At 70.6% G+C, this 13,551-nt stretch carries 10 protein-coding genes; 1 reads left to right on the top strand and 9 read right to left on the bottom strand.

Annotation, left to right across the window (positions count from 1 at the left end):
* Positions 1 to 19 precede the first annotated feature (19 nt).
* The 9 genes from KME80_RS07330 to KME80_RS07290 all read right to left on the bottom strand — a co-directional run bounded on the left by KME80_RS07330 (position 20) and on the right by KME80_RS07290 (position 11,871).
* Complete coding sequence (locus KME80_RS07330) at positions 20 to 1,270, bottom strand: glycosyltransferase family 4 protein (RefSeq protein ID WP_219501775.1); 1,251 nt, start codon at positions 1,268 to 1,270, stop codon at positions 20 to 22.
* On the bottom strand, positions 1,267 to 2,571 hold the full coding sequence (locus tag KME80_RS07325; protein ID WP_219501773.1) for a lipopolysaccharide biosynthesis protein: 1,305 nt from the start codon (positions 2,569 to 2,571) through the stop codon (positions 1,267 to 1,269). Before KME80_RS07325 ends, KME80_RS07330 begins: the two co-directional genes overlap by 4 nt.
* Positions 2,568 to 3,833 carry a glycosyltransferase family 4 protein gene (locus KME80_RS07320; RefSeq protein WP_281426851.1) on the bottom strand — a complete coding sequence of 422 codons (1,266 nt, stop codon included), beginning with the start codon at positions 3,831 to 3,833 and terminating at the stop codon, positions 2,568 to 2,570. The genes KME80_RS07325 and KME80_RS07320 overlap by 4 nt, the downstream gene beginning before the upstream one ends.
* A complete protein-coding gene (locus KME80_RS07315) occupies positions 3,833 to 4,600 on the bottom strand; it encodes an NTP transferase domain-containing protein (protein WP_246644274.1) in 768 nt (255 codons plus the stop codon). The genes KME80_RS07320 and KME80_RS07315 overlap by 1 nt, the downstream gene beginning before the upstream one ends.
* Position 4,601: 1 nt before the next feature.
* The gene (locus KME80_RS07310) at positions 4,602 to 5,303 is read right to left on the bottom strand and encodes an HAD family hydrolase (protein ID WP_219501768.1); all 702 of its coding nucleotides are present in this window, start codon (positions 5,301 to 5,303) and stop codon (positions 4,602 to 4,604) included.
* Positions 5,300 to 6,565, bottom strand: a complete 1,266-nt coding sequence (locus tag KME80_RS07305; RefSeq protein WP_219501767.1) for a 2-phospho-L-lactate transferase CofD family protein — start codon at positions 6,563 to 6,565, stop codon at positions 5,300 to 5,302. Before KME80_RS07305 ends, KME80_RS07310 begins: the two co-directional genes overlap by 4 nt.
* Positions 6,562 to 7,350 (bottom strand): glycosyltransferase family 2 protein, encoded by a 789-nt coding sequence (locus tag KME80_RS07300; RefSeq protein ID WP_219501765.1) that lies wholly within the window; start codon positions 7,348 to 7,350, stop codon positions 6,562 to 6,564. Before KME80_RS07300 ends, KME80_RS07305 begins: the two co-directional genes overlap by 4 nt.
* A gap of 58 nt (positions 7,351 to 7,408) precedes the next feature.
* Positions 7,409 to 8,080: a hypothetical protein gene (locus tag KME80_RS07295; RefSeq protein WP_219501763.1), complete on the bottom strand. Its 672-nt coding sequence runs from the start codon at positions 8,078 to 8,080 to the stop codon at positions 7,409 to 7,411.
* 452 nt (positions 8,081 to 8,532) lie between these two features.
* Positions 8,533 to 11,871 carry an alpha-amylase family glycosyl hydrolase gene (locus KME80_RS07290; protein ID WP_246644273.1) on the bottom strand — a complete coding sequence of 1,113 codons (3,339 nt, stop codon included), beginning with the start codon at positions 11,869 to 11,871 and terminating at the stop codon, positions 8,533 to 8,535.
* Positions 11,872 to 12,273: 402 nt separating this feature from the next.
* Between KME80_RS07290 and KME80_RS07285 the strand changes: the two genes are divergently transcribed.
* A complete protein-coding gene (locus tag KME80_RS07285; RefSeq protein WP_219501751.1) occupies positions 12,274 to 13,299 on the top strand; it encodes a LacI family DNA-binding transcriptional regulator in 1,026 nt (341 codons plus the stop codon).
* Positions 13,300 to 13,551 lie beyond the last annotated feature (252 nt).

Raw genomic sequence — 13,551 nt, 5'->3', positions numbered from 1 at the left:
CTCTGTTCGGGGGAGAGGTTCACCCGTCCGAGACGACGGGGCGCAAGGCGGCCTTGTACACCGCGTGCGTCTCGTCGGCGGCGCGGGCCCAGCTCAGCCGCTCGCGGACGAGCCGCTCGCCGCGCTCGGCCAATGCCCGGCGCAGGTCTGGATCGGTCATGACCTCGATCACCGTACGGGCGATGTCGCCAGGCTCATCGGCGCGTACGAACCGGACGGCGGGCTGATCCTGGTCGCCGAGGAAGACCTTGGAGAAGCCATGGCCGAGGATCGTCGGTCTGGCCATCGCCATGGCCTCGGTCGCCACCAGGCCGAACGGTTCGAAGAGGGAGGGAAAGACACAGGCATTGGCCATCTCGTAGTACTCCAGCAACTCCTGGCGGTCCACCCAGCCGCCGGAGTCGAGCACCCGCCCGTCCAACCCGCTCTGAGCGACGATCCGCCGTACCCCGGAGTGGTCACCCTCCCCGACGATAACCAGCCGCAGCCCCGGGACGGCGGCCGCGATCGGCCGCATGGCCTCCAGCAGCTGGTAGATGCCCTTCTGCCGTTCGAGGCGGCCCACGAACAGCAGCACGGGGTCCCCGGCGGAGATCCCGAGCCTGGCGCGCAGGGCCTTGCCGCCTGCACGAAGCCTGTCCCGGGCGCCGCCGGTGGCCAGAAGCCGTTCGAAGGTGCCACCCAGGCACACGACGTCGATCGACGCCCGATCCCAGCCGGAGGCGGCCAGTTGCTCCCGGACCTCGGGCGTGGGGACGATCACGCGCCGGGCGACGCGCGCCAGCCACCGCTCGATCGCCGCGAACACCGCGCCCGCGAGGTCGCTCCGCCCGCGGTGCACCCCGTACTCCGTGGTGTGGACGTGGAGCACCACAGGGAGCCGCAGGACATGGTGGCAGAGTAGGCCGGCGAGGAAGTTCGTCGAGTCGTGGACGGCGACCAGGTCGGGCCGCCCGTCCCGCCCCGCGCGCCACAGCCGCAGAAAGTACCGCCAGTTGCTCGTCACGACCGTCAGCACGAGCAGGACGACGTCCGTGCCGCGCGTGCGGTTGAGGCGTCGGCGGCGGCCGAGCACGCCGAGGACGCGGCTCATTGGCCGATACACGGTGACCCCGCCGTTCCGCTCGTGCACCGGGAGGCGGCCGTCGTTGAGCGTGAACACGGCAAGCCGGTGACGGGCCGCCAGATGAGGGGTGATCTCCTCGATGTAGCGGCCGAGTCCGGCCGTGATGTTGGGCGGGAACTGGGTGATGATCTGGGCGATCCTCATGGTGACGTCTCCGGGGCGGGGCAGGCGTCCACGGTCTCCGCCCGGCTGTACGTCCGCCGGCAGACGGCGACGATGAGGGCGACCAGGACGAGGTTGGACAGCGCGAACGCCCACAGTCCGCCGGCCAGGCCCTGCCAGGCGATGAGCGCCGCCTGGCAGCCGAGCACGAGGGGAGTGCCCGCGACCTGGGCGACGATGAGGGCCCTGGCCCCTCGCACCCCGTCCATGAGCAGAGCGAGCGAGTACAGATTGAAGACGGTGTGGACGCCGATCCCCACGGCCGAGAGCGCCATCAGCCCTGGCGAGTAGGGGTAGTCGGCACGCAGCAGTAGGAAGAACACCGCGCTGGCCGCGAACGAGACGAGCGCGGTCACGGCGAAGACGGCCGGGGACAGGCGGCCGATGCGCCGCAAGGCCGTCGGCTTGTGCATGGTCGCCAGCGTGGGGAGCAGCACCAGGCCGACGCCGTCGGTGAACAGCACCCCCAGCAGCCGCTTGGGGAAGTTGTTGTAGATCGAGTAGACGCCGACGTCCGCCTGGGCCGCCCAGTGGTTCAGGAAGATCACGTCGACGCCGAACAGCACGGTGGTGAGGGCGGTGAGCGCGGTCAGATAGGCGCCGTGACGGTACAGCGTGCGCGCCAGCGCCGCCGACCAGAGGCGCGGCACGACCCGGAAACCCGCCGTGGCGGCGACGGCGAAGAGCACGTTCGACGCGATGAGGGCGGCGAGGTAGAGGTAGGCGTCCCCGATCCCGGGGACGAGCAGGCAGTACGCCGATGTGCCGAGGTAGGCGACGGCCACGGCGAGCTTCAATCCGGCGGTGAGCGCGTACCTTCCGAGCCCGCGCAGGAAGCTCTCGGTCAGGTACGCGGCCGTCAGGGACAGCGCCAGGGCGAGCCCGAAGCAGAGCGTGCGGACGTCGACGCCGAACACGGCGGTCAGGACGGGGGCGGCCAGCACTCCCGCGACGCACAGCGCGGCCCCCAGCACCAGTGTGGAGAGCAGAGCCGTCGTCACGAGGGCGGGGCGGTCGGCGGGCTCGGCCCGCGGCAGTTCCTGGTACATCACGAAATGCAGGCCCATCACCATGGGCACGACCACGATCAACCCGATCGACAGGACCACCGTGAACCGGCCGAAGGCGGCGGCGCCGAGCCCCCAGGCCACGGCCAGTGTGGTCGCCGCCGAGATCCCGCTGGCGAAGGCGTTCACCAGAGCCGGTCCCACCGGCCGGCCCTGGACGGCGAGGAGCCTGGCGACCCGCGCGGGCACGCCGGTCGCCGTCCGCGCCGGGGTCACCGCGTCGCCTCGCCGTACGCCGCCAGGGTGTGCTCGGCCGTTCGGGCCCAGCTGTAATGCTTCCGCACGTACGCCGCGCCGCGCCGGGCGAGCCGGTCCGAGCCCTGCGGGTCGTCGAGGCAGCCCAGCAGGAGCGCGGCCAGCTCGTCCGGATCGTCGTGGCCGCAGCGCAGCGCCCCGTCGCCGACGACCTCCGGCGAGTAGCCGGGACCGACGACGACAGGCCGGGCCAGTGCCATGGCCTCGACGGCGACCAGGCCGAACGGCTCGTACACGGAGGGGAAGACGCACACGTCGGCTGCGAGGAAGTGCGCGAACACCTCGGCGGACGGCAGGAACCGGTTCCCCGCGACCACGTGGGCGGCGGTGCCGGTCTCCTCGATCAGCCGGGCCAGCACGGCGGCGTCGTGGGTCTGCGGGAGCTCGGCGCCGACGAGCACGACCCGGGTGCCGGCGTGCTCCTCGACGAGCCGGGGTACGGCACGTACCAGGGTGTGGACGCCCTTGTGGGACGACAGGCGGCCGGCGAAGACGACGAGCCGGCCCTCGCCGCCGGGCAGGTAGCGGCGCCGGACCTCCGAGCGGATCCGGTCGCGCTCCTCCTCGGGCAGGGCCGCCAGCCGCAGGAGCTCGGGATCCTCGAAACCGTGCGGCACGACGCGCACCCGGTCGGCCGGCCAGCCCCTGGCCGTCAGCTCGTCGCGCATCGCGGCGCTCGGCACCACGATGAGGCGCGCCAGCCGGGCCTGGGCCGTCTCCAGCGCGTCGAGGACGAGGGCGTGCCGGGGGCGACGCCGTCCCGGAGCCGCGTTGAGTTCGCGGGTGTGCACGTGGAACACGACCGGCAGGCGGCCGAGCACCCGGCACAGGATCCCGGCCGGGCAGCTCATCCAGTCGTGCACCGCGACGACCGCTCCGGCTCGTCCTGGCCCGGAGCGGCCCGCCTCGGAGCGCAGGATGCGTGCGGCGGCGCGCAGGTTGAACACGAGCAGCCCGGCCGTCCTGCCCAGCAGCCGCAGGGGCCGAGGAAGACGGGGATTCCCGACGAGGCCCAGGCCGGCCGAGGTCAGCCTGTGCAGCGTGAGGTCGCCGGAGCGTTCCGTCCGGGGGGTCCGGCGCCGCCCGGCGGCCCCCAGCACCTCGATGGGGATTCCGGATTCGCCGAGAGGGGCCGTCATCCTCTCGGCGTACCGCCCGAGACCTCCCACGATCTCCGGGGGAACCTCTGAGCAGACGGCGTAGATCCGGCTCGGACGGTCCATCAGTCCGCCCGCCGCAGGTAGGCCGTCCGGGCGAACTCGAGGTCGGCCGGAGTGTTGATGCCGCGCGCCTCGTCCGGGTCGCCGACCGGCACCGCGGTCACCGGCCGGCCCTGCCGGGACAGACAGGTGAGGAACGGCAGGAAGTTGATCTCGCCGGTGACCGCCCCGGGAACGGCGTCGGCCAGGAACCGGTTCCATGCCTCCGTGAGCTCGCGGGTGCCGAGACAGAAGACGCCGACGTCGCCGAGCCCGCCCGGACGGCACCGGTCGCCCTCGCGGGACATCCGTACGCGCAGCAGCCTGGAGGTCGCGGCGTCGTACTCGTACTCGACGTACGGGTCGGGCAGCGGGACCAGGGGGAGGACGAGTCCCGGCCGGTCCGGCGAGGCCGTCCGCGCATGGGCGCGGACGACCCGGCCGAGCGTGGCGGCCGACACGTTCGCCTGGTCGCCCCAGACCACCAGGATGGCGTCGTGCCCCAGCCAGTACGGGGCCGCGCCGAAGACGGCGTCGCCCATGCCGGTGGGCGTGGCCTGGACGCTCACGGTGACCTGCCCGCGGGCGATCTCCTCGGCCGCGAGCCGCCGGAACGGGCCCTCTCCGCTGGGGGAGAGAACGACGTGGATGTGCTCGACCCATGGCCGCAGGCGGCGCAGGAGCAGGGACCAGACGGTCACACCGTCGGCGATCTCCAGCATGATCTTGGGGATTCCCGTGCCGAGTCGGCTGCCCTGCCCGGCCGCGGGAATCACCGCACAGGTACGCAAGTCACTCACTGTCGTCCGTCTCCACGTCGATGAGGTGGGCGAGCTGGTCCAGGTGCCGCACCGGCAGCGCCCCCTGGGCAGGCAGGGCCGCGTGGACCTGGAGGGTCACCAGCCCGGCGCCGAGGGCGGAGGCCACCCCGTGGGCGGAGTCCTCCAGCACGAGGCAGTCGGCCGGGTCGAGGGACCACAGCCGGCAGGCGTGCAGGTAGAACCGAGGGTCGGGCTTGGCGCAAGCGACCTCGTCGGAGGTCAGCACCGCTCGGAAACAGCCGGTCAGGGCGCCGGCCGACAACACCCGCCGCACCGACTCACGGCTGCCGCTGGTGACCAGGTAGAGCGTGCGGCCGGTGCGGGTCAGGCGCTCCAGGAGTTGGCGGGCGCCGGGAAGGAGGGTCACCATGCCGGCCTCGACGCGTTCGCGGTACAGCTCCTGCTTGCGCCGGATCAGGCGCTCGGCGTCCGCGGGGGCCGCGCCCAGCGTGGTCACCACCTCGCGTGTGCCGGCCCCCGCGTGGTCGCCGTAGCTGAAGGAGGTAAGCAGTTCCGGTGCGATCTCGGCGAGGGCCTCGCGGAAGGCCGCCTCGTGGACGGGAGAGGAGTCCACCAGCGTGCCGTCCAGGTCGCACAGCCAGACTCGCCTGGTGGAGACCAGCCTCGCCACGTCGGTGGACAGGACGTCCGTCCGGACGCGGACCACGCTCATACGGTCCTCACCAGGGCCGTCTCGCCGGCGGTCGTGCCCACGACGCCCGCGAGGGCGGAGAGGGTGCGCCGGCCGCAGTGCACGCCTGGGCGCTCGGGATCCTCCAGGTCCGTCACGATCCAGCGCGCCCTTTCCCAGCCGCCGCCGTCCACGGCGCCGGCGAACGTGGCCCGATGGCACAGGACGTGGGTCACCGTGCGCCGCTCGTTGTACGGATCGCCCAAGTAGGACAGGGTGCGCCGCACGAGCGCACGCGGGCCCAGCCCCTGGACGTCGTGGTCGTCGTGGATGTTGACGACGAAGACCTTGGCGGCGGCCCGGCTGTCGGAGACGGCGTCCGCGACGCCGGGAGTGAGATACGTGGGCAGCAGCGAGGAGTGCGGTGTCCCGGGACCGTACACGATGAGGTCCGCGTCGCGGATCGCGTGGTCCGCCTCGGGGTTCAGCGTCACCTCGGCCGCCGCGCCGGCCAGAACCGGCCGGACGAGTTCGGCGGGAAGTGCCTGGAGTTCGGCGCGGCGCTCCGGGCTGACCGGCTCGCGCAGCAGGTACAGGTCGGTGATGGCGGTGTCGCACTGAGGGGCGACGATGTCGGCCTCGTCGGTGAGGATGAGGCCGTCCTGCTTGAGAGCGGTCAGGTAGGCGTTCTCGCCGTTCGTCACGTTGAGCAGACGGGCCGGTGACCGGAAGGTCGCGGCGCACGCGCGGACCGCGGCGTTGAAGTCCTCGCCCAATCGCAGGTAGGCCCCGGCGAACAGCAGGTTGCCCAGCGCGCAGCCGGCGAGGGCGAGCTCCTCGGGGTCACGGCCGAGCCGGCCCAGGATGAACGACAGGTCCCGCACCGCTGCGGCACGCGTCCGGGCCGGCAGCGCGGCGAACATCCGCCGGTCCTGATGACCGCCGATGCCGTCGCTCGGGGAACCCTCCGCCGATTCCCGGGCCGCCAGCGCGCGGACGATGGCGGCGAGGTCGTGGTAGGTCGCCCCCGGCGGTAGCCGGTGCTCCAGCAGGGCGATCATGGCCGCCTGCGCCGGGATGCCGGCGTCGAGGTGAAGCAGGAGGTTCTTGCGGAAGTCCGACGGCCCCAGCATGCCGGGGAGGTAGCGCCGGAGCATCCCGGTGGACGAGCCGTTGTCGTACCCGTTGATCACCACCGACAGGGTTGTCCCGGGCATTCGTACGAGTCCACGAGCGATGCTGGACCCGCCGCGGCCGCCGCTGAACAGCACCGCGGCCACTCCTTCGAGGTGTTCCACGGTCATCCCGCCTCCTCCGAGCCAGAGGCAGTGCGTAGGACGCCTCGGCGCAGCAACCAATGGCGGTAGCCGAGATAGGCGACGAACAGGGCGCGGTCGCACGCGCCGCGCCAGAACCGCCAGCCGCGTCGGCCGCTGCCGCGCTCCCGATGCTCGATGGGGACCTCGACCCACTGGTGGCCGATCTCGGCGACCCGCGCGGTGATCTCGGTCGAACAGTTCATCCCGCCCGCCTCCAGCGGCAGCGCCCGGAACAGCGGGCCGTGCATCACCTTGAAGACCGAATTGAAGTCGCGGTAGCGCGTGCCGTGGAGCAGGTTGCTGATCGCGCCGCTGGCCGCCGACCCCCACCGGTACGCCAGGCCGTCGGCCTTCCTGATCCGCGCACCGGAGAACGCCACAGCCTCCCCTGCCTGGACCCTCGGCAGGACGCGGTCGAGGTTCGCGATGGGAAACTGCCCGTCGGAGTCGAGCAGTACGACCCAGTCGAACCGGGTGCGGGCGACGGCGGCGGCGATCGCGGCGCCCGCCCCGCGATTGCGCTCGAACGTGACCACCACCAGCTGAGGGCAGTCGTCCGACAACCCGGCCAGGACGGCGCTCGTGGCGTCGACGCTGCCGTCGTCGCAGACGACGATCTCCCACTCGCCGACCGACGGATGCCGCTCCAGGTACTCCCGCCACTCGGTGACCACGGCCGCGATGGTGTCCGCCTCGTTGTAGGCGGGCGCCGCCACGGAGACATCGATGGTGCGGGCAGCGGTCGAGAGGCCGCGGGGAATGGTCAGCATGGTTCCACCTCCTCTGGCTTCGGGTGAACGGGTGGGCTGGTTCCGACGACGAGGCCGGTCATCGCACCCGGGCGGAGGACGCGATTCCCAGCAGGCGATCGATCCACCGATCCAGCGGGAGCAGCGCGACCCCGACGACGATCGGGACGTGCGCCAGCGCGAACAGGATCGTCGCGCCGAAAGAGATGGGGCCGCCGGTGAACACCGCGATGTGGGGAGCGTCGATACGTTCGGGGATCGGGATGGGGTTCACCAGCTGCCACATGATGTCGAGGAAGCCGGAGAACACGATGAGGACGCCGTTCACCGCGATCTTGAGGCAGTTTCCGGGGCTTCCGCCCCCCAGCCGGTAGGCCGCGGCCACGCTCAGCACGATCCCGGGATAAAGCAGCAGGTAGAGGTGCGTGTAGAAGCTGTCACCCTGCACGCGGGCGGTGTCGCCGTAGTAGAAGTAGCTGATTCTGGGGAGCACGTAGCCGGTGAAGAAGACGAGCGGGACGTACAGCAGCCAGTACAGGCGCCGCGATGCCCACGGGAAGAACGCAATCCCGCAGCACAGACAGGCGAACGCCAGCAGCTTGAGTCCGAGTTGCCACGCCGCCTGGATCTCCCGGCCGTGCGGCGTGGCCAGCCAGACGAACGCGGCTCCGCCCCCGCCTCCGAGCAGGGCGATCCACCAAAGGTGAGGAGCCCAGGCACGCGGTGACCTGAGAACGATGTCGCCGGGCAAGGGATTCTTCTCACTCACTAAATGCGGGGCGTCACTGTCCGCCGTCATCGACCGGCCTCCGGGAAAAATAAAGGAAGACGCACGTGCTGCGCGCAAGGGAGTTCTACGGGCGAAAGACTGTGGCCAACTTCGCCTTACTGTCAACACTCTTGCAATAATTCCCGCAGGTCAGAAAAGGAGATCACGCTGACGAGCTGAAATGAGTTTCCCTTGGTGCCGCATCTTGCAATGGGCGGAAGGGCGATTGAACTTTCGCCGGCGAAAGGTGGCGAAGGGAAGAGGTCGCCAGCAGCGGGGACAGAAGTAAGGGTGGCGCCTGCGATTCCGAAAAGGCGCAGAGTGAATCGCAGGATGTTGTCGCACTTCTTGCCTGCCGAAGCCCCGTTCCATGGAACGAGGTCAGGTCCACGGGCTGGGCGCTCGACGCCCAGCCCGTGGCGATGGGGTCCGGGCTAGCCGGCGAGGCGGACGCCTCGGGCGGTCAGCAGTGCCCCCTGTGCGTCGCGCTCCACGGCCACGACCTGGCCGCGGCGCGCCTGGTCGATCAGATCCTCGTCACGCGGATCCACGCGCAGTGCGGCGTAGGAGGCCAGCTCGGGCCAGGCGGCCCGCTGCTCGTCGGTGAGCGTGCCCGGCACCAGGCGGATGACGCGGTAGTCGCCGGTCAGCTCGCCCTTGTCGTGGCCGATGCCGTCCGGGGCGAACGCCAGCGTGTACTGGCGCGCGGGCCCGGGCCGGACGTTCCACGCGATGGTGGAGCGGTCGATCCAGTGTGCCTCCGCCTTGCCGAGGTCCACGTCCGCGACGCGGGCCGGCGGTTGGGGCAGGATGTGGCCCGGCGAGGCGGCCAGGCGCCACACCTCGTGACCGGTGGCCGTCACATCCAGCGACTGATCGTCGGGAAGGTCCTTCTCGTCGCCCTTGTGCAGGATGTAGCTCACGCTCTTGCCGCCCTCGGTGAGCGGCACCTCGAAAACCGCGCCGAACGCGTCGTACCGGGCCGGTCGCAGCGGTGCCGACCACTCGGTGGGCTGCCGGACGTCACCCCACAGATGCAGCCCCCAGCCCTCGTAGTCGCTGCCGGGCCGCCGGTAGTGCAGGATCATGGTGTTACGCGCCGCGGCCTCCGAGGGATGCACCCGCTCGGAACCCGAGTTCACGTACGCCTCCGCCTGAAGGCCGGGCGTCACCGCCTGGTCGCCACCGGGGTCCTTGGCGTCGCCGCGGTGGATCACGAAGTTCACCGGGATGTCCGCGTCACGCACCGGGACCCGCCAATAGGCCCCGAACGCGTCGGTTCCGTCAGGCACGCGCGGATCGCTCCACTGCGTGGCCGCGCCGTCGGCCAGGCCCTCGCCCCACAGATGCAGGCCCCAGCCGGTGTAGGCCGCGTCCGGCCGGTTGTACCGGATGGTCACGAACCCTTGGGCGGCGGCCCGGGAGACGTGCACGTCCTGTTTGCCCTGGACGAGCCAGATCTCACCGTTTCGTGTCGGATTGACGGTGCGTGGGGCGCCGTCGGCGCCGTTCGCGCCTCGCACGGTCAGGGTGACGTTCGCGGCGTTCTCCCGGAGCTTGATCCAGGCGAAGCGACCGAACGCGTCCTGGCCGGTGAGCGGCGCGGCGCCCGGCTGCGCGACATCGCCTGAAACCTCCAGGTCCCAGCCGTCGTAGTCGCCTCCCGGCCGCGCGTAGTGCACCACCAACCAGTCGCGTCGTGCCGCCCCGGGCTCCGGCGCCTGTGGCTCGGGGCCGACCACGGCGGAGGCCCTGGCCGAGGCCAGCCGTCCTGCGGAGTCCTCGACGACCGCCTTGTAGGCGATGGGTGTCCCCGCCCGCAGCCCCGTCAGGTCGTGGAAGACGCGGAAGGTGCGCCCGTTGGGCGCGGTGTCGGTGCCGAGGACCCGCCAGGGCCCCGAGCCGGCCTTCGCGGCGAAGGTGACGCGGTCGAAGCCGGTGCCGGGAACGGTCGCCTTGATCTCGACGCGGCCGTCGCCGTCGGCACCGCGGATCTCGGCGGCCGGCAGTTCGAGGGCGATGGACGGGCGCGCGGCGGGGGCGTCGAGCGGACGTGCCGCCTTGTAGACGACAGCCGACAGCGGCGGGACGGTGGTGGTGAGGACACGTGCGGCGTCGGTGCGCAGAACGTGGGGACCGGCGCCGTACAGCCTGGTGAAGCTCATGCCCGCCGAGTAGGTGAGGATGGCGGTCTTGGCCGGTTGTTCGGCGTTGTTCACCGCGACGACGTACTCGACGCGCCGTCCGGCGTCGATGCGGGAGAAGGCGTACACGCCGCCCTGCGCCAGGCGCTCGATCTGCGCGCCGTCGGCCAGGGTCGGGTGGGTGTCGCGGAGCCGGGCCAGGGCGGCGATCCCCTTGTAGAGCGGGTGCCCGGTGTCGTAGTTGTCCGTCGCGTGCGTGGAGGTGGTGCCGATCAGGTCGTCCGACAGGTAGGACGCCGCCTTCGAGGCGAACATCGGCTGCCGGGCGTCCCTGTCGCCGCCCTTGCCGGTGAAGCCCTGCTCGTCACCGTAGTAGACGACCGGCTGACCGCGCGTCAGGTACATCAGCTCGTGCGTGAGCAGGTCCCGGCGCAGCAGTTCCTCGTCGCTCGCGCCCGGATTGTCCTGTGTCAGGAAGCGGCCGATACGGCCCATGTCGTGGTTGCCGAGGAACGTGGGCAGACTGGAGGCGTCGGAGTCGGCGTCCGTGTAGGAGTCGTCGGCGGCGTACAGGCGCGACAGGCGGCTCGCGTCGGCGGTGCCGCCGCCGTAGGACCGCGCGGCCTCCTGGAACGGGAAGTCCAACGTGGCGTCCATGCCGCCGCGGGTGGAGTAGCGGCTGGTCTCGAACGGGTCGCTGGAGTACACCTCGCCGAACATGAAGAACCGCTCGTTGCCGAGCCTGGCGGCGTAGCCGTGCAGCGCAGGGGAGAAACGCTCCCAGAACTCCATGTTGACGTGCTTGGCGGTGTCGATGCGGAAACCGTCGATGCCGGTCTCCCGCACCCACGTGCGGTAGATGTCGATCATTCCCTGGACGACCTCGGGCCGCTCGGTCCACAGGTCGTCGAGCCGCGAGAAGTCACCGTGCTGCGAGCTCTCCCCGGCGAAGGTGGAGTCGCCCCTGTTGTGGTACATGGTGACGTCGTTCAACCACGCGGGCTTCTTGACGACGCCGTCCACGGGCACGGGCGTGTACGGGAACGCCCCTTCGTCCACCTTCGGGAACGGCGTCGAGCCGTCGGCGTGATCGCGGTCGTCGAAGGGTTCGCCCTTCGCGTCGACGTACGGATAGGCGGCCTTGGAGCGGTAGCCGTACTGCTTCTCCTGGTAGTCGATGCCGTCGGCGGTGTGGTTGGTGATGATGTCGAAGAAGACCTTCATCCCGCGCCGATGGGCCTGCTTGACCAGCTTCTTCATGTCGGCGTTGGTGCCGAGATGGGGGTCGATGGAGGTGAAGTCGGTGATCCAGTAGCCGTGGTAGCCGGCCGTCGTCCCCTGCACGGGACGGTTGCGGAACGCCGGTGTGATCCACAGAGCCGTGGTGCCCAGGCCCTTGATGTAGTCGAGCCTGGCCATCAGCCCCGCAAGGTCTCCACCCTGGTAGAAGCCGGTGTCGGTGGGGTCGAAACCGGTGGCGAGCCGGTCGCCGGACAGCCCGCCACGGTCGTTGCCGGGAGCGCCGTTGGCGAAGCGGTCCGTCATGGCGAAGTAGAACCGCTCGCGGCTCAGTGGGAGTTCGCGGCGCTGTCCGGCCAGCTGCCGGTCGCTCGGTTCGCGGTCGCCCATCCTCTGAAGGGCGGGTGGCGCCGTGCCGGCTTGGTGGTGAGTGGCCGCCTGGGCGGAAGGGACGGGAAGGGGCGGCGTGAGCGGGAGCAGCAAGGGGAGCGCGAGCAGAGCGGACGCAAGCCCGAGCCGGGGTAAGCGGTGAGAAGGGGCGTTCAGGGGCACAGAGGCCTCCAGAGGGCGATCAGTGTTTCGCAACTGGTTCCCGGAAACTACTCATGAGATGAGGCTTCTGCAAGAGCTTGCACAACTGTTGCAGGACAGAATCTGGGCGACGGACACCGCTGCAGGGCTCCGTGTCCGGCGGTTCAGCGCCTCCCGGCAGCTCACCGAGTGTCGTTTCCGCTTGCAAGCAGTGAAAAGGCGCGCGTCATGGCGGGAAGAGGAGACGGTAAAATCACCGGCATGACCATGCGCCTCGCCGACATCGCCGCCCAAGCGGGCGTGAGTGAGGCGACTGTGAGCCGGGTGCTCAACGGCAGACCGGGAGTGGCGGCCGACACCAGGCAGGCCGTCCTCACCGCTCTTGACGTGCTGGGCTACGAGCGTCCGCTGAAGCTGCGGCAGAACCAGACCGGGCTGATCGGCCTGATCCTGCCCGAGCTCAACAACCCCATCTTCCCCGCGTTCGCGCAGGTCATCGAGAGCGCCCTGGTGCTGTCGGGCTACACGGCCGTGCTGTGCACGCAGACTCCCGGCGGCGTCACCGAAGACGACTACACCACCCTGCTGCTCGAACGCGGCGTCGCCGGAATCATCTTCGTCAACGGGCTCCACGCCGACTCTCGCTCCGACCGCACCCGCTACGTGCGGCTGGCCGAGCTGGGCCTGCCGATGGTGCTCATCAACGGCTACCGTCCCGACATCCCCGCGCACTTCATCTCCAACGACGACGTCGCCGCGCTCGACATGGGGGTCAACCACCTGGTGTCCCTGGGCCACCGGCGGATCGGTCTCGCGGTCGGGCAGGAGCGTTTCGTGCCGACCATCCGCAAGACGCAGGGGTTCGAGCGGGCCATGGCCGCCTACGCCGACGTCACCGACGTCACCGAGCTCGTCGTCAACACCCTCTACACCGTCGAGGGCGGCCAGTCCGCGGCGCAGCAGTTGCTGGAGCGCGGCTGCACGGCCATCTGCTGCGGCAGCGACATCATGGCCATCGGTGCGATCAGGGGCGCCCGCCAGCTCGGGCTTCGCGTGCCGGAGGACGTCTCGGTCGTCGGCTTCGACGACACGCCGATGACGGCCTACCTCGACCCGCCGCTGACCACCATCAGGCAACCGGTCCGTGACATGGCCCTGGCGGCCGTCGCGAGTCTGCTGGACGAGATCCGCGGTCTACCCGCGCCCCGCGCGGAGCTGCTGCACCGCCCTGAGCTGGTGGTCCGCCGCTCGACGGCGCCGGTCCGCGCCGCCGTTCCCACTCGCTAGACCCCTGCCGGGTCCCCGTGAGGGCCCGGCTTTCGCCATTCCCTCTTCCGGGCGGATGCCGGCGTGGACGTCGTCCCCTAATCGCTCCGTTTGGGTGGGTGCAAGCGGAATGTCCTCGATGTGTGTCCTGTGTCCTGAAGGTGTCTCATTCAACTACGAAGAGTAACGGCCTGACGTCTTGCTGCAAAGATAACGAAAAGATGGTCTGGCATTGAAAGGTCTTTCATTTTTTCTTGCAGCCGCGTAACGTCC

Source organism: Nonomuraea ceibae, from assembly GCF_019396325.1.
Taxonomy (GTDB): Bacteria; Actinomycetota; Actinomycetes; order Streptosporangiales; family Streptosporangiaceae; genus Nonomuraea; species Nonomuraea ceibae.
The sequence above is the reverse complement of the archived record's forward strand: the minus strand, read 5'-3'. Positions and strand labels throughout refer to the sequence as shown.

Excerpts from the sequence above, each read along its gene's own strand:
- KME80_RS07330 (WP_219501775.1), bottom strand. The coding sequence starts at position 1,270 with ATGAGGATCGCCCAGATCATCACCCAGTTCCCGCCCAACATCACGGCC.
- KME80_RS07320 (WP_281426851.1), bottom strand. The coding sequence starts at position 3,833 with ATGGACCGTCCGAGCCGGATCTACGCCGTCTGCTCAGAGGTTCCCCCG.
- KME80_RS07310 (WP_219501768.1), bottom strand. The coding sequence starts at position 5,303 with ATGAGCGTGGTCCGCGTCCGGACGGACGTCCTGTCCACCGACGTGGCG.
- KME80_RS07305 (WP_219501767.1), bottom strand. The coding sequence starts at position 6,565 with ATGACCGTGGAACACCTCGAAGGAGTGGCCGCGGTGCTGTTCAGCGGC.
- KME80_RS07300 (WP_219501765.1), bottom strand. The coding sequence starts at position 7,350 with ATGCTGACCATTCCCCGCGGCCTCTCGACCGCTGCCCGCACCATCGAT.
- KME80_RS07290 (WP_246644273.1), bottom strand. The coding sequence starts at position 11,871 with ATGGGCGACCGCGAACCGAGCGACCGGCAGCTGGCCGGACAGCGCCGC.
- KME80_RS07285 (WP_219501751.1), top strand. The coding sequence starts at position 12,274 with ATGACCATGCGCCTCGCCGACATCGCCGCCCAAGCGGGCGTGAGTGAG.